Here is a 22456-nt window from a genome sequence, read left to right as displayed (position 1 = left end):
CAAGATCTTTTTTTTAGCCGCCCTGATAAATGAAAAGTTAAAATATCCATGAAAGAAACCATATTGCAAGGTTGGCAAGATGCCTGGCCGACTGTTAAATCCAGCAAGCCTTTAGCTACCGGCGTTGGCGTGATAGATGAAAGCGCCTTCAATACGATTGAAGTTGATAAAGTATTTGATGCGGTTAATCATGCGGCAACGACGATAGGGCAGGCAGTATTGTATCGTTCTTTAACGCAACCCTTGGATACGCTTGATGAAATTAAGGCTAAACAGGATGCGGTTAAAGAATTACGTAATAATTCTGCACTAAAAGAGGCTCTGGAACGTATTCTGGAAAACGCCGCTAACGATGAGAAAAGCTTTTATTTACTGCTGTTTGGCGAGTTTCTTGGCTCTTTTGGAACTGCCAGGGAAGCGCATGAAATTGAAGGTTACGGTTATCGGCAGTATAAAAGAGGTATTCGTTTTATGCTTGAGTTGGTAACCCAGGTTCAAGAAGCCGAGATACCACAAAGTATTTATTTAAAAACCTTGTTTGACAAAATAAAAGCGTTTGCAGGCAGTCGAGCCTATTCTTTAATGGAAGGGCCGGCTTATATCTCTGAAAATGGCATTCAATCGAAGCAAGAGAGAAAGAGCTCGTTTTCCCCCGCTATTATTTTTAAACCACGGCTATTTAAACCGTTACTCATTAGTTTGTTTTTTGCTTCTGTATGGGCTTTGGCGTATTTTTTTCCAACGGATATGTTTAAGCTTTCCGTTCAGGCAATTCCTACGGCGATCGTTTTCTTTGTACCTTTATTGTTGGTCTATTTTCCTGTTATTGGCGGCTTTGATCGCGACAGTTGTATTATTCCCTTAAGAAATGACTTTAAAAATTCACCAGATGTTGCCGAAATATTAGATGCGTTGGGTCAGTTGGATGAATTGCTGGCATTTATTAAATTTGCTGACGCCTTTGGTAGTCCTGTTGTGTTACCGACGCTGATTGATGGCGAGCATCATCGTATCAATCTTGCTGATGCAAAAAATCCCGTTTTGGGCAAAGGAAATCCCGAATATGTCGGCAACGATTTTGTTTTGGAAGAGGATAAATTGGTACTGATAACCGGCCCTAATAGTGGCGGTAAAACGGCTTTTTGTAAAACCATTACGCAAATTCAACTCTTGGCGCAAATTGGCTGTTATGTACCTGCAAAAGCGGTAACGCTGACGGTAGCTGACAGGATTTTTTATCAAGTATCTGAAGTTAGTCATTTAAATGATGGGGAAGGGCGTTTTGGGACAGAATTAAAACGTACCAAAGATATATTTTTGGCAACAAGTCCTAAAAGTTTAGTGGTGTTGGATGAATTGTCAGAAGGTACAACGTTTGAAGAAAAAATGGAATCTTCATCGAATGTGCTGAACGGTTTTTATCGCAAAGGTAACAGTACTATCTTGATTACCCATAACCATCAATTGGTTGATGAGTTTGTGCGTCAGCGAATCGGCTTGCCAAGACAAGTTGAGTTTGCCAATGATATGCCCAGCTATAAATTAATTTCAGGAATTTCCCGGGTTAGCCATGCTGATCGCGTCGCTAAAAAAATCGGTTTTTCAAAAGAAGATATAGACAACTATCTGGCGGATGCAAAATGACAATAGGTACTGCATTAACGGGTAAAGCAACACGCGCTTTGTTGCTGGGCAGTGGTGAATTAGGCAAAGAACTTGCTATTTCATTGCAACGTTACGGTGTCGAAGTAATTGCTGTCGATCGCTATCAGAATGCGCCGGCACATCAGGTTGCCCATCGCAGTTACGTGATTGATATGACCGATTCCGAGGCAGTAAAAAAATTGATTGCACTGGAGCAACCGCATTTTATTATTCCTGAAATTGAAGCGATTGCAACCCAGGCACTTGCTGATATTGAGGCCGAAGGACAATGCACTGTCGTACCCAACGCCAGAGCTATTCAGTTGACCATGAATAGAGAAGGGATTAGAACGCTGGTTGCTGAACAGTTAAAAATCCCCACCTCAAGGTATGCATTTGCACAAAGTTTTGATGAATTACAAGCCGCTGTTAACAATGGCATCGATTACCCTTGCTTTATTAAGCCAACCATGTCGTCGTCCGGCAAAGGTCAGTCCATGGTTAAAAGCCCTGATCAGCTTAAACAGGCATGGGAATACGCAAAGTCCAGCGGACGTGTTGATACGGGTAAAGTGATTGTTGAAGCCAAAATTGATTTTGATTTTGAAATCACTTTACTGACTGTCCGTTCCTTGAATGAGAATGGCGTAGTACAAACCGGTTTTTGCGCACCTATTGGGCATATTCAGGAAAATGGCGATTATCGGGAAAGCTGGCAACCACAAATCATGAGTGCAGCCTCGTTAAAACTATCTCAGGACATTGCTTTTAAAGTAACCCATGAAATTGGCGGACTTGGCTTATTTGGTGTTGAGTTATTTATCAAGGGCGATGAGGTATGGTTTAGCGAGGTCAGTCCCAGGCCTCACGATACCGGTATGGTGACTATGGTGACGCAAAATCAAAATGAATTCGAGTTACACGCAAGAGCCATTTTAGGCTTACCGGTTAATACCAGTTTGAAAGGCGTAGGCGCCAGTGCTGTTATTTTAGGCGGTATTAATGCCAAAGGCGTTGTTTATGATGGCTTGGCTCAAGCGCTTGCTGTGCCTGACAGCGAAGTTAGATTATTTGGCAAACCTGAAGCATTTGTTAACAGACGTATGGGGGTGGCTTTGGCAACTGCTGGAAGCGTCGATGAGGCCAGGCGTAAAGCACTTCAAGCCGCAAACTTAGTGATTGTTAAAGCAGCGCTTTAGGTAACAAAATGATAAAAATTGCTGTTATTTTATTGACTCTATTGCTTTCAAAAGGGGTAATAGCCGATATATACAAGTATACGGATAATGATGGCCATGTTTACTATACGGATGAACCTCGCAATAGTCTGTATAAGCTTATTATAAAATCAAAAGCCGTCAGTTATTCGCCAAAAAATAACATCATAAAAGCACAGAATTTTACCGGTACCAATAAAAAAAGATTTACCGATCTTATTGAACAAACGGCTTATCGACATCAGGTTGATGCTAAATTGTTACATGCCGTTATTCAAACAGAATCGGCTTACAATTCAAGTGCTCAATCCCCAAAGGGTGCGGTCGGTCTTATGCAATTGATGCCTGAGACAGCAAGACGCTTTGGCGTTATCGACCGTAATAATCCCGATCAGAATGTTGACGGTGGTGCCCGCTATTTAAAACATTTAATTACCCTGTTTAATCCAAATCTGGATCTTGCTGTTGCCGCCTATAATGCCGGTGAAAATGCCGTTATACGCCATAAAAACTCAATTCCACCGTACCCTGAAACACAAAATTATGTGAAGCAGGTTTTGGCTTTATATCATCGATGACCATTTTATAATCATCCGCTAATTATGGCTGTGGAGGTTGACGAAAATAATTTCCATTGTCAGGAAGTCGAATTCGCACTAAGAGAAAGTGAAGAGCGTTTTCGGCAAATGGCGGAAATGACTGGTGAATGGTTATGGGAGCAAGACCCCCAAGGCTATTATATCTACAGTAGTACTGCTGTTAACCAAATTCTCGGATTTAGCGAGACGGAAGTTATTGGCAAACATTACACTAAATTTTTAACCTCTCAGGATCAAGCTGAGCAGCAATCTTATTCGACTAGCCGTCAGCCTTTTTATGCCTTAACCAATCACTATCGTCATAAAGATGGACATCCCGTTTTTACCGAATCGACCGGATTGCCTATCATTAACGCAGAAGGAAAGTTGCTTAAGTGGCGTGGTGTTGATCGGGATATTACCGCAAGAAAGCATTTTCAGGATGCGCTGGTAGAAAGCGAAAAACGCACACGACTGATTATTGAAAGCTCTTTAAGCGCGATTGTGATTATGGATTCCTACGGACTGATTACCGATTGGAATTACCAGGCTGATAAAATGTTCGGCTGGTCGCGTGATGAGGCTATCGGTAAGCGTCTTGACGAGTTAATTATCCCGTTGCGATTTCGTGATGCTCATCGGCTGGGCTTAAAACTCTTTCTAAATACAGGAATTGGCCCCCAGTTAAATCAACTGCTTGAGTATGTCGCAATACGTAGGGATGGTTCCGAGTTTCCGGTTGAGTTTAGTGTTGCTCCTTTAAAGTTGGGTAACGCCTATATATTTAGTGGTTTTATCCACGAAATCACTGCCCGAAAAGCCGCTGAACAAAAAATTCTTGAGGCCCAAGTCAAGCTGGCAATTGCCCAGAGTGAAATCAATATTGCCCAACGAATCCAGGCTTCCTTGTCACCCTCAGCACCAATTAAATCCGGGCATTTTGAAATTATCGGTTATTGCTTGCCTGCCGATCAGGTTGGCGGTGATTATTTTGATTATTTTTTTCGAAATGAAGACTGTCTGGATATTGTCATTGCCGATGTGTCTGGTCATTCTATTGGCCCGGCACTTTTTATGGTTGAAACACGAAGCGCCATTCGCTCACAGGTAAACAGGTTGGGTACGCCCTCTGAAACACTGGGAGTGCTTAATGATTTTTTATTTGATGATTTGGATAATGCTGATTATTTTATTACCCTGTTTTATTTGCAATATAACATCACCAACCAGCAATTAAGCTTTGCCAATGCCGGACATCCACCGCCGCTATTACTCAGCCCTTTTCAAACTGTCTGTAGACAGCTTGATGCCGAGGGTATGATATTAGGGGTACGTAAAAATGTCTTTTATGAGCAAAAAAACACCACGCTTTCCGAAGGCGATTTAATTTTGCTTTATACCGACGGTTTAACGGAAGCCGAAAATCCCGACGGTGAATTTTTTGGCATAGAACGTGTGTGTGAGCTTTTTGCTCACTATGCCCAACATTCACCAGAAAAAATTATTGAAGCACTGCTAACGCATCTAAAACAGTTTTGCCAAAGCGAATCGTTTAATGATGATATTACTTTAATGGTTTTTAAGCGGGGTTAATTCCCTGGCTTAAATAAAAGATAAATCTTTATTGGTTATTGGGTTACCAACCAATAACCAAGCGACTTTTATTAGCAAGTATCCATTTAAACATGACAGCGATAGCCAAGCTTATAGCTATAACCAGCGGTACAGTAACCATAAATCCAAGTGTTCCGGGAAGAAAATTGAAACGTTTAAAAACGGATAAATAATCAAAGAAATAAAGAATCCATGGATGTATGAAATAAATAGCAAAACTCGTCGAGGCTATATATTTTAAAAAAGGTATCTGTTTATCCTTAAATTTCTGAATTACCGATAACAGGAAAAAACACATCAGTATTTTTTGGAAAATGATCAAATCAATGCCTTCATAAGAAAGCAGATTTTCTTTATGAAAAGTACCATACTGCTTGTAGATTAAAACTTGTGCGGCTGACAGAAAAATAATAGAGAGACCTAAAATAAAACTCTTGTCTTTTAAAAAATGAAATACTTGGTCTTTTTTTATAGAGCACATAATGCCCAACATATAAATAGGAATAAAATAAATAACAGAATGAAAAGACGATAAATTATGCGCTGGACGGTGAATCAAGCTCGAAATGCATAATAGAAAAATAAATAGCCATAATTGAACCTTTATGGGTAGCTGTATTTGTTTAATAAAGAGCGGTGACAGAGCAAAAATAATCATTATAAAAGGGACATACCAATAAGCATCCAATATGTTTCCTACCAACCAGTATTGAAGACATAGCCAGATATATTGATGCCAATTGTTTATTTGGTTAGTGATAAAAATTTCAGCATAAGGTGGTCGATCCAAATAAAAAACAAAACAGGTAATACCGGCGATGGTTAGCAAGGTGTATGGCAGTAAAACATATTTCGCTTTTTTAAAAATAAATTGTTGGTACTGAAATGTAGGATAAAAAACATGATGAAAAAAGAAACCGGAAATAAACACAAATAAAATAGTGCCTCCAGTGATCAGGTTGGCAAACACTTTTTCATAAAATGAGTCTATAGCCCAGTACGTATAACAATGACCGGCAACTATGAATAATATGGCTAAACTTCTAAAATATTCAAATGAATTTAAGTGCATGTTTTTGTTATTAAAGTGCATAGGTATTTATATAAGTGTTACTACTTGTTCGCCAAAAAGAGAACGCCAATGGGATAATGTGAGCGTAACTGTTTGATTTTCTTGTTCTCGGCAACGGTTCCTGCATCCAGGCAAGTCGTCAATTCAGCCCTCTCCAGCAGCAGGAGGATGGGTTCGTGCATCGTGTAATTCATTGTTTCATTGAGCATAAAAGTTGTGTAAATATCTCTGGCTAAAGTGACTAATGTTATATTAATGAGCAAGCTGTTCAAATGAGTTTAACAACACCCGTAAACCCAAAAATAAGTTGCGCATAGATAAAGATATTAATATAAAAATTATATGGTTATTGTTTTTTTAAAATTATCGCCGTGATTTTTAAAGGTGGCTTACTAATTTAAACTTTATTAAAATCTGAAGTTATTGATTATATAGACTTTCAGAAATTAAATTTCCATTCGCATCGCTGTAAACTCCTACGGATACCATCCCTTCAACGGATGTTATCCGTTAGCATCGAAATTATTTATCTGGAAATCTATAGATAGCTTTTATTTATATACGCTTATCCTGGATAGTATCCCTGTTTTTTAATGATCTTGTGTCTTGCAGTGCCCTTTTTCGTTTACTTCAAATTTTTATTTGTCGGGATCGTAGATAATCTACGAATTATAAAATCAAGGTAACAAAACTTGAAGATTGAGTTAGATACACCTAAAAGGCGTAAATCATTCGCCAAGTACCCAACCAGTCGGTATGACGGCCATCGGTCTGACTGAAACCCGCGCCAAATTGTATTGTGACATGATTATTAAAATTCCAGTGTACTTGGGGCATCAGCAGATAATGCCATTTCGATTCCCTGCTGAATTCGTTATTCATTTCAATTCCCAAAGTTAATTTTTCCGAATGATCGTAAAACCAGCTGCTATTAAACAGGCCTACAAAATGGCCATCACGTTCGACGTTCTTGCGGCGTAAGCCTATCATACTAAGGCTACTTATTGCTGAATTCCAACGAAATCCGGCTATATAAATGCTGTCGATTGAGTATTTTTGTTCTTTTCTATCATGATAACCAATCATTTGCCAGCCATGTATGAAACGGTTGTTAAATCCGGTGCCTAATGTTCCTTGGGCGGCTACTTTGTAATCGCTCAATGACAACTGATCGAACGGCATCTCAAGTTCCACAGCAAAGTTATCGAACAAGCCAAATTCAATTTCGGGAGCCCATCCGGCTTGACCGCTTTTAAGCGAGTGTGCGGATAGCACATTCATTTCCAGATCGCCCTGGCGAACGCCTAGCGGTCTTACTAAATCGAAAACCATGGGTTCAGGAATATGCGGTGTATTGTTACTTGGCACGGCAGTACCCATTTTGGAATGGCTGTCATCAGCCTCTACAGAGAATGACATAATTAGTATCAGGCAGCTTAAGTAACCTAAAAATAGGCTTTGTTTAAGAAGATGTTGCTTATGTTGAAGCTTTTTTTTCATAAATACAGCGGGGATTGATAATTTTCTGCGGTAACAACCGATGATGGTTGGCGCGCAGGTTTGTCTGTGCTGTATTTTTTGTAGTCGTTCAGTGAAAAAGCCGGGATAAAAAGAACTAATAAATAATCGCGCAAGATTTTGTATGCCCATATTTAGAAAGATGATCATATAAATCAATCAATAATCACGCCAACTACACTGAAATCAGGGAATTATCTTGTTGTACTCGAATTAGCTTATCTTATCTCACTGTTTTTTTTGAAAAATACTTTTACTGGAGATAAGTAAAATTATTTCGATAGACATGGTTTAAGAGTTTTTAAAATACTTGGAGTAATTATATGTGTTGCGATAAACTACAGCTATGTAGAAAATTAAAACATATTGTTCCATGCGCATTTCCACTAAACTCACCTTATCGTTAACCTCTATTGGTTTGCTTATATTTATCGGCTATGGTTTCTATAATCTTTCGCTTGAGCAAAAAGATTTAACCCGGGTTATTAGTCAGCAAACAAAACTACTTGGAAAAGGTTTGCAAATTGCTGTTGTAAATGCCATGCGGGATAAGCAATTGGGTGATATTTCAGAGCTCCTAAAAGGACTTGAGCAAATTGAACCTGAACTAAAAGTTCGGATTTACGATGATCAGGGTCAGAGCTTTCCCGATATTATTGGTAATTCTTACGCAAGCGATTTCCAGAAAAGGCTTAATGTCGCTTTGCAAGATGATGACAGCGATCAGTTTTTTTATCCCGATACGAATCCTGAATACATTGCTTTACGCCTGCCTTTACAAAATATACAGGGCAAAAAACTTGGTATTTTGGTATTGGTGCGTGACCTGCATGAAATGCGCCGAGATCTTGATATTACGCAACGTAACCTTGCTATTTCTACACTTGTTTTTATTTTAATTGCAGCGCCTTTTTGTACATTTATTGGTTTGATTTATATCGGCTGGCCCTTACAACGACTGGCTAATGGTATGAAACAAATACGGGATGGCGATTTTTCGCCGTTACCACTCATTACTCAAAAAGATGAAATTGGTATTCTGTTAAAGACATTCAATGTCATGGCGGCAGAATTAGCCATAGTCCGACAAAAACTTAAACAAGAAGCGCAATCTCGTCGCCAAATCCAGACCGGGCTTCAAGAAGCCGATAAACTGATTACCATCGGGCAATTATCGGCAGGACTGGCACATGAAATCGGCTCACCGTTACAGATATTAAAAGGCCGGGGAGAGCATCTGTTGTTGTGTGCAGACCAACCTGGGGAGGTTATTCGTCACGCTGGTATATTGGTGTCGCAAACTGAACGAATCACGCGTATTGTTCAACAACTACTGGAATTTGCCAGACGCAGGCCGGCTAACATAACCTGTATTGATTTACGTGAACCTGTTAATGCTGTGCTCAATTTATTGGCATACGAAGCTCACAAAAAACAAGTTAAACTGAGCTTTACCGCCTCAAAAGATCTTCCCTTGATTCTGGCCGATAGCGACGGTATTCAGCAAATTATTTTAAACCTGATTACCAATGCCTTATCTGCAAGCGGTGCTGGCGGGCACATTGTTGTGACTGTTGAACAACATCCACTCACGCCTAATCCGGTTAACAACCAGGTTACCGAAACCGTACATCTGATTATCAGGGACAACGGCTGTGGAATGCCGCCGGAAACACTAAAATGCCTGTTTGAGCCATTTTTTACTACCCGGCATGAACAAGGCGGTGTCGGACTTGGGCTTGCCGTCGCCCACAGTATTGTCACGGCACATCACGGCAGTATTAAAGCCGAAAGCATACTGGGTGCAGGTAGTGCTTTTACCATCATATTACCTGTGGAGAAACCCCATCATGGTGTTAATTAATCAAGCAACACAAAAAAACAGGCAATTGCTGGTCATTGATGACGAAAGCGATGTTACTGATTATTTGACTGAAATGCTCAATGACAATGGTTATAAAGCGAGCGGTGAAACTGATCCACAACGAGCCTTGCAGCGTTTGGAAACAGAGCATTTTGATTTGGTGATCAGCGATATAGAAATGCCCGGTATGCGTGGTCTGGATTTGATGTCGGCTATTCATGCCCGAAAGCCCGAGCAATTAATTTTATTGATGACTGCTTTTGGCAGTATTGATTTAGGGGTACGCAGTCTACAGGCAGGGGCTTGTGGTTTTGTAACCAAACCGTTTTCCTTAAATGACTTGTTGGCTTCCATTGAACGCGCGTTTAACGACCGACAAATGCACAGGGAAATTGTTCGTGTTGGCACGTCAGATCAAAATCCCACGCCACGTGGCTTGATTGCCGAAAGTCCCAACATGAAAAAAATACTGCAACTTGCCGGTCGGGCCGCCAAGATCAACTCCCCGGTACTGCTAACGGGTGAAAGTGGTGTCGGTAAAGGAGCTTTAGCGCGCTTTATTCATGAACATAGTCCACAGGCTAACGGCCCTTTTCTACAAATCAACTGTGCAGCATTACCGTTTACTTTAGTGGAAAGCGAATTGTTTGGTGTCCGTAAAGGCGCTTACACGGATGCCCGTGAACATCGCGCAGGATTATTTGTTGAAGCCGAGGGTGGCACGTTGTTTCTGGATGAAATTGCCGAAATGCCTTTGGCAATTCAACCCAAGTTATTACAAGCACTGGAAACAGGCAAAGTAAGACCCGTAGGAGCGGCTAGCGAAGTTGCCACTCATGTGCGTATTATTGCTGCGACTAACCAACCTATTGAAAAAGCCTTACAAAACGGCTTGATACGCCCGGATCTTTACTATCGCCTTAATGTCATTCGTTTGGACATTCCACCATTAAGAGAACGCCGGCCAGATCTGGAGTATCTGGTTGATCATTTGTTACAAAATGCCCAGACAAAATTACAAAGACAAATAAAGGGTATATCTGCCGAAGCCATGAGGTGGATTCGGGCTTATCCATGGCCCGGGAATGTACGTGAATTGGCTAATACGTTGGAGAGGGCAGTTGCTTTGACCGAGCATGATACGATCCTGCTTGAAGACTTGGCTCAGGCCACGCAACTACCTATTGAGGGTAATTTTTCAGGTAATGCGGCAACTCAATCAATGACTCTGGCAGAATTGGAAATTAACTATATCCACCGCATTTTGGAAATAACCCAAGGCAACAAAGCGCAAGCGGCTAAAATATTAGGGATTGATCGAGGCACACTTTATCGAAAGTTGGGTGATGAAATTTAATTGACGGCTTGATTATGACAATCTAATTACCGGCCGAGTAAATGTTTTATGCCGCGGATCAGCATTAATTTCTGGCGGTTGGCAGTCAGCCAAAGCATTAGAAATACTTGGAAAAAAACGCTTATATGCTGCCAGAATGAGATTCCTGTTTTTCAGGAGGAAAGGATTTTTCCAATCGATGACGAAACTCATCCATTTGTCTTGTTAATTCTTCACTGAAGGATTTGATTTGTTCCTCAAATAAAGGAATCTGTTGTTTCAGTCCATTGTTAATGGTTTCACCTATACCCCGCAAGCTTTTAAAAATATCTCCAAAAGGCAGGTTTAAAAGATTATTGAGTGTTCGCTGATAATCAACTTTCCATAGATCATTTTCTTTTAATAAAACGGTGTTAAAAGATAAAACTTTATTAATTTCAGGGTCTTTTAGCGTTATGATCGTAGACACCGTTGCATTGGATCCGTCGATTAAAATAGCGCCGGTTTTTAGCGTCGCATCATCCATATTTTGCTGTTTAGCCACCAGTTGTTGGGTTTCCTGAGTCACATATTTTCTGGCAGAGTCAATATTACCTTCTACCATCGCTTGCCAAAATTCCGTAGTAACCTGTTCGGGAGTTAATGCCCCCTGACAACCGCTTAGCAAGCACAATAGACTTAATAATCCTGCTAATCCAGTCATGCTTTTATTGGTATGATGACGGGAGTGACTCTTTATTAACAGGTTAAATATGATCACTGAAAACTCCAGAAATTTGCAGTATAGGGTAGCCAGAACAAGGACTTCCCGATGGTAAAAGTTTTATAGGTTTCATTTTTTGTATAAGATTGAGAAATGTATAAAATATCGGCGATTTTAAAGGCTCTTTAACGAATCAATCCGGAAATTTAATTTTTAAAAGTCATTCGTCACCGGATATAGTCTTGACGTTTTTCTATCACTATTTTTACGAAACAATTGGGCAATAGCCATACTAGAGGGCCAGTGTTCTGCAATTAAATATGACTGCCTGCCTTAACAGCTACTTTACCGGAAAGCTCTTGCCTGGTAACCGTCTCGGGTGGTTCGGCACGGGCCTCTTGATTCGCACTTTTACTTACTTTTGCTGGTACATGATCAGGTTGTATTGGTTCGAGCGCTTTATTTGTCACTATCACCGGTAGGCCCAGCGCAGCCCAATCATAAAGCCATCCGGCATCCTCTGATACATTGCTCCAGCGTTTGTTTTGGTCTTTGGTGGCCATGTTGATGCAACCATGGCTGGCGGGATGGCCAAAATTATTGTGCCAAAACGCGCCATGGAAGGCAAAGTCTTTATGGAAGAATTGCGTATAGGGAACATCTTCCACTTCATAGAAATCACGCTGCCCCCGACCGACGTCGCTACGCATGGTCTTGTGGCGATAGCGGTCATAGATATAAAAAGAACCCGTTACCGTAGGTGTTTTGCTTTTGCCCGTGCTGACCTTGAAGGTGCGGATCACTTCGCCATTTTCTACAGCCTCAACACGTTGACTTTCCAGGTAAACAAAAAGCTTCCGGTCTTTACCGGTGCTGAATTGCTCGATCAGGGCTTGCTTTAGCGTGCCGCCCCTTACGCTTCTTAAATTTTGCTCATGGGTGCTGACTTCGATAGCGCTTGAGGCTGGCCATGCAGGATTAGGGGTAAACTTAAGAAGGCGCGGTCCAATCCAGCGCCATTTTCCAGTGATGGTTTTGCCATCGCGAGTCTGCACCTGGAGCTTGCTCGCTACATTGGCCCGGTCGATCAACGGTTCACTAAAAGTTACTTGCAGTGGCAACATCAAGCCTAAATTGGTCAAGCCCTTAACATTGGTTTCGGCGGTAAGGGGGGGCGGGGTCATTAACTCGAGATTTAGCGCAGGCAAGGGGACGCCCGTCGCAGTTTTATAATTCAACTGGATATTATAACGATGGTCTTGCACATAAGCGCTGGCCAGCAACCGAATGTTTTGACCTGTGGCATCGGCTTCCGTGCGCAAAGTCAGGTCGCCTGTAGCCTGTACTTCACCTACTGGCCGGTCAAAATGCAGGGTCACCGATGCGTCCGGCTCCAGTATTCTAAGCGCGGGCCCTTCCAACTTCGGCACGGCGACCGTTGTAAAGTTAACTTCGCGGGTCTGGGACTGTCCTGACCAAGACCGTTCCGCCGTCACCTTGAGTGTATAGTGAGTCTCGAAAGCCAGTGGCGCGGGCAAGCTAAGGCTGGTTTGATTTTTCGCTTCAAACAGGACTTTTCCGGTGCCATCGAATAATTCGACCTTGGACAAGCGGGCACCCAAACCCAAAGCTTCCAAAGTAATGGTCTTGCGCGGATCGACGTCGTTATCGCCTTGGAAGGCTGTCATGGAGAAGCCATAGGACAGCATGTCTTTGCTGACGAAGGTTTCGGCCTGGACGACTGTTGACAAAGTCATAATCATGGTCGCCAGCCAGAAGAAATGCGGTTTGACCGCACTGGAATAAGTGGCTATTTTCATCGAGTCACCTCGCGCCCAAACAGGCGTATTAGTTAAAAGCTGGGCATACCTGCCTTCAAACCTTAAGACATTCTGTTAGGGATATCTTAAGGTTTGAAGGTAGATCCTTGGTCGGCAGTCACAATCAGTTTTATGCCCATTCCATCCCTTATATTTTACTACAACTATCGCCGCGAGAAGAAAATCTTGCCAAATCAGCCCTCAACGGAACCAATTAAAATAGTTGTAGGCTGATATGGTCGAACGGGCAGGCTGTGGGTTGATCCCAATGCGAACAAGGCTATATAGACTTTCAGAAATTAAACTTCCAATTCATATCGCTGTAAGCTCATACAGATAACATCCCTTGAAGGGATAGTATCTGTAAACATGGAAATTATTTATCTGAAAATCTATAGATGAAAAATTTTACCCATATTCTACTCTATAAACTAGACCAACCGGCAATTCACACTGGACGATTTTGATATTTACTGGTGGGATATTCTTGGCAAAAAGCTATTGCACCGCCAAGACAATCGACCATAATTTGCAAACTGGTGATGGTTTTACTTAAACTATATCCATTCCCACTTTATTTCCAACGCACATTATGAAATCAACCGCTAAAATCATTGTCGGTTTAACATTGACAGGATTGCTGGGCGCGTGCTCGGTGCACAAGCCCGCCAGTATAAACGTTGCCGTCAAACCCCATGCTCAGGTTGCCCGGAAAGCTTATTATAGCGCACCTCTCAGATTGCCCGGTCAATGGACCGTGGCGGATATTTTGCAAGATTATGGTGCCTATACGTCGCGCAAACTTAACCCCTATTTCGTTAAAGCCAAGGTATCTTATCCCCCCCGCGAAGTGACCTTCATCGCTTTGAAAGCGGAAAAGAAACTTGAACTATGGGCCAAGGACAACGGTGAGTTCCGTTTCATCCGTGATTATCATATTCAGGCTGCCAGCGGTATGGCGGGGCCCAAATTACGCCAAGGCGACAAACAGGTGCCGGAAGGTGTTTATGGCATTGCGGGGCTCAATCCCAACAGCCATTACCACTTGTCAATGAAAATAAATTACCCCAACGAGTTCGACCTTTTCCATGCCGGGCAGGAAGGGCGCGTCAATCCGGGGTCTGATATTTTCATCCATGGTAAAGCCGTCTCCATCGGTTGTTTGGCCATAGGCGATGAAGCGATAGAGGAGCTTTTTGTACTTACAGCGCAAGTGGGTGCCGAGAATGTAAAAGTAGTGATTGCCCCACACGATCCGAGGGTCTACCCTCTGCAAGCTGATTCCGGAAAATTTCCTAAATGGACCCCGGAGCTTTATTCGATTATTTCCCGTGAAATCAAAGCCCTGTCACCTGTAGTGAAGTCGGCAAAAACCAGGTTTTGACAATTATAGCTTGTCTTCGTTGATGGTACCGGCAAAGCGTTCGCGGGTTGTGCGTAGCCAGCGTGACGCATTAACTTTCTTCCCTGGGAGCCTTGCTGGCATCCGGCAACCTAAAAATCTGTAAGGATGAATTTATTCGCCTTGGGCGAATAAATTCATCCTTATACTACGCTTCCTGTTCTCGGATAGCCTGCTGGCCCTTATTGTATTTCCGTCATTATTTTTTTTATTTTAGTCAATACTTGCTGTTGTTGATCTGCATCCAGCTTGCCAAATTCGTGTTCAAATTCAGTTAAACCGTAGATTGGTTGGCTGGCAACGTTGTTTGATGCGTTGAGGCCACAATCGGCAAATACTTGTTGAATGGGTTTTACGGTATTGTCCAAAGGTATTGAGCTTGATAGTGCAGTTCGTATCATGGTGGTGATGCGAATAAAAACAGCTTGGCCAGTCAACAGATCATCCGCCATGCGTTTGGCAAATTCTTCTGTATAGCCTCTGCGTTTGGAGTCAGAGAATGTTTTCATTTGAATGACAACCGGTGTCTTTTTGTCAATTTGATATTCCAGATTAAAACTACTGCCTTGTGAGGCAATCAAGTCATCCGTATTAATAACTACTTGTAGCTTGTTTTCCTTGCAAACAATTTCCAGCATCATGTCGTCATAACGACCCGGTTGGGGCAGCGGTGATTGGGCAAAGCTATAAGTCTGATTGGTTGAGCTGTTCCTGCCTTGCTGATAGGTCCAGGGATTATCGGCCAAGGCATTTAACGGACAGGCAATTAAAAGCCCCAACATAATTGCTAATGTATTGCGGTTGTATTTCATTATAGAGTCCTGGAAGGTTTTATAGCCGTATTATATGGGCAGAATGGCGGTGGCCCGTCTCATCTTGAAAATAAGTAAATTAACGCTAAACAGTCTATCGCAGATTATAAAAAACGCTACTTACGCAAGCAATCTCTCCAACTCTTTGGTTAAGGCGATATAAGGCATCAGATTGACCGGGAAAACCGATTTGATTTCCTGATAAACTCGCCGGTATCGATTGATTTTTTGTTTTTCAGCGGGCAAATCAAAATAGTCGGCACAGGTTAACGTATTGCTTAACAAGATGTTATTAAGCAATAAACCGGTAATGCGTTTTATATCGGCCTGTAAATCAGACGATACTTTTTGTTCCCAATAATCATGAGGAGGCATTTTTGTGAACTGTTCGTCAATTTCATACAAACCCAGATAACGGCTAATATCATTGAACAGTTTAAAGACCGTTATAAAATCGGTAGCAGTTTCAGCAGATAAAGAAACGATAAACGGAAAATCATTAAGAGTGGCTATAAACATCAGTCTTTGTGCCAACTTTTCCGGAAGCCCATCCTGTGTGTATCGCTCCAGTTGTTCTTTACTTTGAAGGCTGTCTTGCCGGTTAACATGTTGTTCAAAGTCTTGTAAATAAATACTATAGTCGTTGATGGTCTGAGTATCGGGACGAATTTTTTTGTTGTGTAGTAACGTCCAGCGACAAAAACCAGTCAGCATACGTTCAAGTTCCAGCAAATAGTGATACTGTTTATCTGCGGCAATTTTATTGTCCAGCGCATAAATCGCCAGACGCAGTGCATCACCATCCAAAACCCGGTCAAAAGTTAAATAACAAGCGACATGATCGAGTATTGTGGTATTTTCGCTGTCGTTATCGAGGCTTAAAAAACTACATCCGGCCTGATTAATTATTTTATTACTGACGACAGTGGCTTTGATTTCGTTGGCCAGAGGATGGGCAGATAAGTCATTTTTATAATGCGCATTAACCTGAACAGGAAAGTAGGCCTGTAAATAACATTCACAGCATTCATCATGCAGTAATGCCGTTTGGTCTTGTATCTGCCGGGTTAAGTACATTTTGCTGGCGGCCATTAATACGGCCAGTTCGGGACGGGTTATTCGTTGTCCAGGCCTGGCTAAAATAATTTTTGCGGGAGGAAAAGATTCAACAACCCGATCTAAAAAGCCTGCACCTTCAAGGCGTTCAGCAAGTTGCAAAAAAACTGTCGGATTATCGGCGCTACGTAATTGGTCCAATGATAAACAAAGACTCTGGGCATAATTATTGGCCAGGACCTGTTTGCAAACAGCGTCGGTCATACTGATAAATAACGGTTGATAGTCAGTAATAATGTGTTTCTTTTGTAAACCCGTCAGCAAGATTTTTAAATTAACTTCATGATCAGAGGTATCGACGCCCGCCGAATTATCGACCGCATCGGTATTGATGTGACCTCCGCGCAAACTGTATTCGATGCGTGCTTTTTGGGTAAAGCCCAGGTTTGCACCTTCGCCAACAACACGAGCGCCCAGATTGGCGGCATTAACTCGTACATTGTCATTGCTTCGGTCGCCGACCTCTTCGTGTTTTTCAGTACCGGCTTTTACGTAAGTACCGATACCACCGAGCCATAACAGGTCTACCTGCGCTGCCAACAGGTAGCGTATCAGTGATTCTCCGTCCAGTGTTTTATAGCGTATGCCCAGCCATTTTTTTAGTTCGGCAGAAATGGGGATATCTTTGTCTGAGCGAAAATAAACACCGCCTCCTTCAGAGATCAAGGTTCGATCGTAATCATTCCAACTGGACCCTGATAATTCGAACAAGCGTTTACGTTCGTTAAATAGTGCGTTGCTGGCCGATGGGGTAGGGTCAATAAAAATATGTTGCCCGCTAAAAGCAGCCAATAAGCGGATACAGGGCGACAATAACATACCATTACCAAAAACATCGCCATCCATGCTGCCAATACCGACGACAGTAAAGGCTTCGCTTTGTGTATCAATACCTAATTCCTGAAAATGTCGTTGGACGCACTTCCAGGCACCTTGAGCAGTAATGCCCAGTGCTTTGTGGTCATAGCCGTTAGAGCCTCCGCTGGCAAAGGCATCACCCAACCAAAACCGGTAGTCTGCTGATACGGCGTTGGCAATATCTGAAAAGCTGGCTGTGCCCTTATCTGCAGCTACTACCAGATAAGGATCAGGATCATCATAGCTGACAATATTTTGCGGCCTAATAACGGTGTCGTCACTATAGTTGTCGGTTAAATCCAACAGACTGCGAATCAGGGTAATGTAAGCCTTTTTTCCGGCCTCTTTTAGGTCCATGCCGGTGCTTTGCGGGGAAAATTTCAGGTTGCTTTTCTTTAATACAAACCCGCCTTTTGCACCGGTCGGAATAATTAAGGCATTTTTGCTGATTTGGGTTTGCATGAGTCCCAATATTTCCGTTCTAAAGTCATCGGGACGATCAGACCAACGTATCCCGCCCCGGGATACTTTGCCACCCCGCAGATGAATACCTTCCATACCCACTGCATGGACATAAATCTCGTTTTGTGGTTTAGGAGAGGGCATCTCAATAATCCCTAAGCTGTTTATTTTAAAGGCAATAAAATAATCATCCAGCTTACGCCGTAAATGGAAATTACAGCGCATCGTTGCATCTATCAGATTAAACAGGGTACGTAAAATGCGGTCATCATTAATCTCAACAACCGATGCCATGCTGTCCAGTAATTGCAGGCGTAAGGGAAATAATGCTTGTTCTTCCCGAAGTACCGGATCATCCCATGCAGGATTAGGTCTGAAGCGGGCCTCAAAATAATCAAACAGACACAAGGCAAGCTGTGGATTATTGATTAAAGCATGATGAACAGTAGCTTTACTGGTTTGATGGCCTAGTTGTAAATAATAATTTCGGTAAGCCCTGAGTACATCAATTTCTTGCCAGTCCATTCCGGTTAAAACCAGCAGTTTATTGAGTGCGTCATTTTCACTTTTTCCAGCCAATATAACTTGAATGGTTGCCAGCAGTTGTTGATTGACAACGCTTAAAGATAAACATTGGTTTGTTGCTGTTTTAATGGTGAAGCTTCTGATAAATTGCGTCGTACTGCCCGTGGTAATCGTAAACTGCACCTGATCCATAACTCTTAAGTGCAGGTTTTCCAGAACAGGAATGTACTCATCCAAAAAATGTTCCTGTTGACTGTAAAAATGCAGCCGATAATTGGTTATTTCTTTATAAGGTTTAAGCAGGCTTATATCATGACTTTTTAAGGGAGATAGTTGTTCAAGATGAAGCAGGTCTTTTAATGCGTAACGCGGAGACACCAAGGTTTGATAGTCAACAGAAAAAGCGGACTGATATTTTTGCCACAAGAGTTTACCGGTTTCCTTGCCCAAAGCCCGCTCAGTGAGTTGTTGAAATGAAGCGATCCAGGATTGGGTAAGGCTGTTTACTTGTACGTCCATTTATTCACCGCCTGTAGAATTATTTTAAAAATATGCTTTTGACCTGCCTGATGGTGCTATAGATATTTTGTAATTTCCAACACATTACAATCATCTTGTTTGGTATAAGTGACAGAATCCATAAAGGTTCTAATGAAATAAAGCCCCATACCACTTTCTTTAGGCTGCTCAAAATTGGGTAACGGCACGGTTTCCAGGTCAAAGCCCTGGCCATGATCATAAACCTTGATATTCAGCTCATTATCCTGAATATGGATGGTTATCCTGACAGTATCTTTCGGGGTCGTTAGCGTGGCATGCTTAATGGCATTAGTCGTGGCTTCAGTTAATACCAAGTTTAAATGATAAGCCAATGCCTCCCTGTCACCAGAAAAGTCATCGATATCTTTCGCTATATGTTCACCAATACTACCGATTAAATCCAGATATTTGGTCTGCGTCGGAATGATTACATCTACCTGTAGAACCGAATTACACATACAGAACCCCTAGGCTTCGTTTTCAAAAGCTTCATTTAGATCAGTATAAATTTCAAAAACCCGATTTAACCGGGTTAACTCAAACATTGATAATACTTGTTGCTTACAACAGGCTAAACCAAGTTTGCCGGATTTAGCGGCCGCATTTTTATGTCCTGATAGTAAGGCACCCAAGCCGGAACTGTCTATAAAGCGAACATTTTCGAGTTGAACGATAATATTAACGTCGCCATTTTCTATCAACTGCAGGATGTAGGCTTTTAATTCCCCCGAATTGTGAGCATCTATTCTTTCTTCCTCAATAAATATAACACTACAATCATTTATTTTTTCGAGTTTTAGTTTCATTGGTTTTTTAGTGCTGAAAATTCAAGTTGCTTGAGTATAGTCTTTTTAACGACAGGATGTTATTTTGGACAGCCTTCCAACTTGTAAATAGCATATCCTTGTGCATTTATTTGTTGTCTTAATTCTGTTGGTGCTTCAACACTATGACAAAAATAGCAGTTCTCCGAGGTCACTGTGGCATCCGTCTCGCCTATGGTTTGTAACCATTCTTTGGCGTAGTTTATCGCTTTTTGTTGATCTTGATCATCAAGTACAACATCAAAATGTAACGTTTTACCTTTGCTTGTTTTTGCATAGGTATCAAATACATGTGAAATTGGCATCATAGTTTCCTGTAAAGTGGTTTAGTTGAAAATTGAAATTAAACAAGTTTGAAGTCAGAGCTGTATTCATAAGCGATATGCCTAATAATCAACCCCGAAGCTTGTCAATAAGTAAAGTTTTATGGGTCAGTATAACAATATCGATTCGATACATAAAGTTATTGTGTTACTATAAAGCTTGTTATCAACTGACTAAATCATTGTTTATATGCATAATATGGAAAAAGTTGATGTTTTTGACTTGATTGAACGCATGGCCACATTAATTCGTTCAGAAGAGCGTAAAAAATGTACCGAATTAGGCTTGCAGCCGGTACATTTTCAAGCGCTGGACTATTTGTCACGTTGTAATCGTTACAGTGATACACCGGCAGCATTAACCAATTTTCTTGGGATGACGCGTGGAACGGTTTCACAAACGCTATTATTGCTGGTAAAAAAGGGCTTTATAGAAAAAACCAGTGATACCAATGATCGGCGTATAGTGCATCTGAGTCTTCTGGCCGAAGGTCACGCTATTTTAAAACAGGCGAGAACATCGGATTTATTTAAGAGTGCGGCATTATTATTTAAAGAACATAATTTTATTAATAATGAAGAAATGTTCATGAAAGCACTCACATCATTACAAAAAGCTAATAAGTCACAATCATTTGGCCTTTGTAAAACCTGCCAATATTTTACCTCAACGTCCGTAGGTTTTAGTTGTGGGTTAACCAAGGAGCCTCTCAGCCAAAACGATAGTGAAAAAATATGCCAAGAGCACACACCTTTATAAACCTTAAAAAAATTTTGCAGGAGCGTCTCATGCCCGCGAGCGTTACCGATCTGATTTCGGTAATCATAAGCCCGATGCCGCAGGCATGAGACGATACATTTTATAGTTCATAGACAGCCGGATTGACAAAAATGACTGAACTGGAAAACTTCAAACTTCTGGGAATTGCTTTGGCAATAGGTTTGTTAATTGGCCTGGAACGTGGTTGGCGCACTCGTGATCGGGAGGAGGGTATGCGGGTTGCAGGCTTACGTACCTATGGAATGATTGGTTTGTTGGGTGGTTTATCAGGTATTCTGGCGCAGCAGGTCGATGCGTTCTTTATAGGCTTTGTTTTTCTGGGTCTTACAGCGGTGTTGCTACTGGCTTATAGTAAAAGCCTCGATAAATTTGCAGATTTTAGTATCACCAGTATTATGGCCTCGCTAATCACTTTTACGTTGGGCGCGTTAACGGTTTTTGGCTATATTATGCTGGCTTCTGCAAGTGCGGTAGTTATTACCTCATTGCTGGGTTTTAAGCCGTTATTACATGGCTGGCTTAAAAAACTGGAACAACACGAATTATATGCAACGCTAAAATTGTTACTGATCTCGGTTGTTATGCTTCCGATACTACCCAATCAGGGTTATGGCCCTTGGGCTGCCTTTAATCCTTATCATATTTGGCTGATGGTGGTGTTGATTGCCGGTATTTCTTATCTGGGCTATTTTGCCATCAGGATTCTTGGTAACCAGCATGGACCGGTTTTAACCGGTGCCTTGGGTGGATTGGTTTCTTCGACTGCCGTTACGCTTAATTTGTCAAAGTTATCAGCGCAAAATCCAACGATGAGCAACGTGCTCGCGGCTGGTATTTTAACGGCCTGTGCCACTATGTTTGCACGTACTCTACTGTTAACCTCCGTTATGAATCCTGCTTTGTTCCAAATGCTGTTCCCTGCGCTGCTGGTAATGACTATTTTTACTTATCTTGCGGCTTTTCTGTTGTGGTGGAACAGGCGAGAGTTTCAAGCCATTGACGAGATAACACTGGAAAACCCTTTTCAATTAATAATAGCGATGAAGTTTGGTGCATTTCTGGTTATCATTATGCTGCTGTCCAATGTGTTAAAAATTTATTTTGGCGATATGGGGACTTATTTTTTGGCGGCGACTGCAGGTCTGGCTGATGTTGATCCTATTACCCTTTCTATGGCACAAATGAGCAAGCAAGGCTTGGAGGTCAGTGTCGCAGCTAAGGCAATTCTTATTGCCGTATCAGTCAATTCAGGCATCAAAAGTATTTTTTCATGGTTTATTGGTGGCAGGGCTTTGGCGCTTAGAGTTTGCAGTACCTTGGCGGGAGCTGTTATCGCGGGCTTATTGATTACCTAAGCCGATAGACTAATCGTCCTTAAAATTCGGTCATATCTTGGCAAGTTATGGATTTCGGTTATTTGGGTAGATGGCTTGAGAAAGAAAAATTT

General features: G+C 41.8%; 19 protein-coding genes. 9 read left to right on the top strand and 10 right to left on the bottom strand.

Annotated features, from left to right (window positions below; translation table 11 throughout):
* Positions 1–48 precede the first annotated feature (48 nt).
* Genes N7974_RS05085 through N7974_RS05070 form a run of 4 tightly spaced genes read left to right on the top strand, consistent with a single transcriptional unit; the run spans position 49 to position 5032 of the window.
* Positions 49–1644 (top strand): MutS-related protein, encoded by a 1596-nt coding sequence (locus N7974_RS05085; protein ID WP_262964562.1) that lies wholly within the window; start codon positions 49–51, stop codon positions 1642–1644.
* Positions 1641–2843: a formate-dependent phosphoribosylglycinamide formyltransferase gene (gene purT, locus N7974_RS05080; RefSeq protein WP_262964561.1), complete on the top strand. Its 1203-nt coding sequence runs from the start codon at positions 1641–1643 to the stop codon at positions 2841–2843. Before N7974_RS05085 ends, purT begins: the two co-directional genes overlap by 4 nt.
* Before the next feature lie 8 nt (positions 2844–2851).
* Positions 2852–3439 (top strand): lytic transglycosylase domain-containing protein, encoded by a 588-nt coding sequence (locus tag N7974_RS05075; protein ID WP_262964560.1) that lies wholly within the window; start codon positions 2852–2854, stop codon positions 3437–3439.
* Positions 3440–3463: 24 nt separating this feature from the next.
* The gene (locus N7974_RS05070) at positions 3464–5032 is read left to right on the top strand and encodes a SpoIIE family protein phosphatase (protein ID WP_262964559.1); all 1569 of its coding nucleotides are present in this window, start codon (positions 3464–3466) and stop codon (positions 5030–5032) included.
* A 43-nt stretch (positions 5033–5075) separates the two neighbouring features.
* On the opposite strand, the gene N7974_RS05065 is transcribed toward N7974_RS05070, so the two are convergent.
* The 3 genes from N7974_RS05065 to N7974_RS05055 form a co-directional block, all read right to left on the bottom strand.
* Positions 5076–6125, bottom strand: a complete 1050-nt coding sequence (locus N7974_RS05065; RefSeq protein WP_262964558.1) for an acyltransferase family protein — start codon at positions 6123–6125, stop codon at positions 5076–5078.
* Between the two features lie 41 nt (positions 6126–6166).
* Positions 6167–6307 (bottom strand): hypothetical protein, encoded by a 141-nt coding sequence (locus tag N7974_RS05060; protein WP_262964557.1) that lies wholly within the window; start codon positions 6305–6307, stop codon positions 6167–6169.
* A gap of 532 nt (positions 6308–6839) precedes the next feature.
* The gene (locus tag N7974_RS05055; protein WP_262964556.1) at positions 6840–7793 is read right to left on the bottom strand and encodes a hypothetical protein; all 954 of its coding nucleotides are present in this window, start codon (positions 7791–7793) and stop codon (positions 6840–6842) included.
* 223 nt (positions 7794–8016) lie between these two features.
* Here N7974_RS05055 and N7974_RS05050 point away from each other — a divergent pair, with 223 nt between their 5' ends.
* Positions 8017–9507: a sensor histidine kinase gene (locus N7974_RS05050; RefSeq protein WP_262964555.1), complete on the top strand. Its 1491-nt coding sequence runs from the start codon at positions 8017–8019 to the stop codon at positions 9505–9507.
* Complete coding sequence (locus N7974_RS05045; RefSeq protein ID WP_262964554.1) at positions 9494–10864, top strand: sigma-54-dependent transcriptional regulator; 1371 nt, start codon at positions 9494–9496, stop codon at positions 10862–10864. The genes N7974_RS05050 and N7974_RS05045 overlap by 14 nt, the downstream gene beginning before the upstream one ends.
* Before the next feature lie 121 nt (positions 10865–10985).
* Here the strand turns inward: N7974_RS05045 and N7974_RS05040 are convergent, their stop codons facing one another.
* Positions 10986–11603, bottom strand: coding sequence for a nuclear transport factor 2 family protein (locus N7974_RS05040; protein WP_262964553.1), 618 nt, complete (start codon positions 11601–11603; stop codon positions 10986–10988).
* Positions 11604–11860: 257 nt separating this feature from the next.
* A complete protein-coding gene (locus N7974_RS05035; protein WP_262964552.1) occupies positions 11861–13234 on the bottom strand; it encodes a L,D-transpeptidase in 1374 nt (457 codons plus the stop codon).
* A gap of 724 nt (positions 13235–13958) precedes the next feature.
* On the opposite strand from N7974_RS05035, the gene N7974_RS05030 reads away from it, so the two are divergent.
* Complete coding sequence (locus tag N7974_RS05030; RefSeq protein ID WP_262964551.1) at positions 13959–14750, top strand: L,D-transpeptidase family protein; 792 nt, start codon at positions 13959–13961, stop codon at positions 14748–14750.
* Between the two features lie 200 nt (positions 14751–14950).
* Here the strand turns inward: N7974_RS05030 and N7974_RS05025 are convergent, their stop codons facing one another.
* The 5 genes from N7974_RS05025 to N7974_RS05005 form a co-directional block, all read right to left on the bottom strand.
* Positions 14951–15580: a hypothetical protein gene (locus tag N7974_RS05025; RefSeq protein ID WP_262964550.1), complete on the bottom strand. Its 630-nt coding sequence runs from the start codon at positions 15578–15580 to the stop codon at positions 14951–14953.
* Positions 15581–15700: 120 nt separating this feature from the next.
* The gene (locus tag N7974_RS05020) at positions 15701–19060 is read right to left on the bottom strand and encodes an NAD-glutamate dehydrogenase (RefSeq protein ID WP_262964549.1); all 3360 of its coding nucleotides are present in this window, start codon (positions 19058–19060) and stop codon (positions 15701–15703) included.
* Between the two features lie 56 nt (positions 19061–19116).
* Positions 19117–19539: an ATP-binding protein gene (locus N7974_RS05015; protein ID WP_262964548.1), complete on the bottom strand. Its 423-nt coding sequence runs from the start codon at positions 19537–19539 to the stop codon at positions 19117–19119.
* Positions 19540–19548: 9 nt separating this feature from the next.
* Positions 19549–19887: an STAS domain-containing protein gene (locus tag N7974_RS05010; protein WP_262964547.1), complete on the bottom strand. Its 339-nt coding sequence runs from the start codon at positions 19885–19887 to the stop codon at positions 19549–19551.
* A 59-nt stretch (positions 19888–19946) separates the two neighbouring features.
* Positions 19947–20213, bottom strand: a complete 267-nt coding sequence (locus N7974_RS05005) for a DUF2024 family protein (RefSeq protein ID WP_262964546.1) — start codon at positions 20211–20213, stop codon at positions 19947–19949.
* Positions 20214–20427: 214 nt separating this feature from the next.
* On the opposite strand from N7974_RS05005, the gene N7974_RS05000 reads away from it, so the two are divergent.
* Both N7974_RS05000 and N7974_RS04995 read left to right on the top strand, forming a co-directional pair.
* Entirely contained in the window at positions 20428–20988 is a 561-nt protein-coding gene (locus tag N7974_RS05000) for a MarR family winged helix-turn-helix transcriptional regulator (RefSeq protein WP_262964602.1), read from the top strand.
* A gap of 131 nt (positions 20989–21119) precedes the next feature.
* The gene (locus N7974_RS04995; protein WP_262964545.1) at positions 21120–22364 is read left to right on the top strand and encodes an MgtC/SapB family protein; all 1245 of its coding nucleotides are present in this window, start codon (positions 21120–21122) and stop codon (positions 22362–22364) included.
* Positions 22365–22456: the final 92 nt, after the last annotated feature.

This window comes from Methylobacter psychrophilus (assembly GCF_025583945.1).
GTDB lineage: Bacteria > Pseudomonadota > Gammaproteobacteria > Methylococcales > Methylomonadaceae > Methylobacter_C > Methylobacter_C psychrophilus.
The sequence above is the reverse complement of the archived record's forward strand: the minus strand, read 5'-3'. Positions and strand labels throughout refer to the sequence as shown.

Excerpts from the sequence above, each read along its gene's own strand:
- N7974_RS05035 (WP_262964552.1), bottom strand. The coding sequence starts at position 13,234 with ATGACAGCCTTCCAAGGCGATAACGACGTCGATCCGCGCAAGACCATT.
- N7974_RS05065 (WP_262964558.1), bottom strand. The coding sequence starts at position 6,125 with ATGCACTTAAATTCATTTGAATATTTTAGAAGTTTAGCCATATTATTC.
- N7974_RS05055 (WP_262964556.1), bottom strand. The coding sequence starts at position 7,793 with ATGATCATCTTTCTAAATATGGGCATACAAAATCTTGCGCGATTATTT.
- N7974_RS05010 (WP_262964547.1), bottom strand. The coding sequence starts at position 19,887 with ATGAAACTAAAACTCGAAAAAATAAATGATTGTAGTGTTATATTTATT.
- N7974_RS05000 (WP_262964602.1), top strand. The coding sequence starts at position 20,428 with ATGGAAAAAGTTGATGTTTTTGACTTGATTGAACGCATGGCCACATTA.
- N7974_RS05005 (WP_262964546.1), bottom strand. The coding sequence starts at position 20,213 with ATGATGCCAATTTCACATGTATTTGATACCTATGCAAAAACAAGCAAA.
- N7974_RS05070 (WP_262964559.1), top strand. The coding sequence starts at position 3,464 with ATGGCTGTGGAGGTTGACGAAAATAATTTCCATTGTCAGGAAGTCGAA.
- N7974_RS05045 (WP_262964554.1), top strand. The coding sequence starts at position 9,494 with ATGGTGTTAATTAATCAAGCAACACAAAAAAACAGGCAATTGCTGGTC.
- N7974_RS05050 (WP_262964555.1), top strand. The coding sequence starts at position 8,017 with ATGCGCATTTCCACTAAACTCACCTTATCGTTAACCTCTATTGGTTTG.
- N7974_RS05025 (WP_262964550.1), bottom strand. The coding sequence starts at position 15,580 with ATGAAATACAACCGCAATACATTAGCAATTATGTTGGGGCTTTTAATT.
- purT (WP_262964561.1), top strand. The coding sequence starts at position 1,641 with ATGACAATAGGTACTGCATTAACGGGTAAAGCAACACGCGCTTTGTTG.
- N7974_RS05060 (WP_262964557.1), bottom strand. The coding sequence starts at position 6,307 with ATGCACGAACCCATCCTCCTGCTGCTGGAGAGGGCTGAATTGACGACT.
- N7974_RS04995 (WP_262964545.1), top strand. The coding sequence starts at position 21,120 with ATGACTGAACTGGAAAACTTCAAACTTCTGGGAATTGCTTTGGCAATA.
- N7974_RS05075 (WP_262964560.1), top strand. The coding sequence starts at position 2,852 with ATGATAAAAATTGCTGTTATTTTATTGACTCTATTGCTTTCAAAAGGG.
- N7974_RS05015 (WP_262964548.1), bottom strand. The coding sequence starts at position 19,539 with ATGTGTAATTCGGTTCTACAGGTAGATGTAATCATTCCGACGCAGACC.
- N7974_RS05030 (WP_262964551.1), top strand. The coding sequence starts at position 13,959 with ATGAAATCAACCGCTAAAATCATTGTCGGTTTAACATTGACAGGATTG.
- N7974_RS05085 (WP_262964562.1), top strand. The coding sequence starts at position 49 with ATGAAAGAAACCATATTGCAAGGTTGGCAAGATGCCTGGCCGACTGTT.
- N7974_RS05020 (WP_262964549.1), bottom strand. The coding sequence starts at position 19,060 with ATGGACGTACAAGTAAACAGCCTTACCCAATCCTGGATCGCTTCATTT.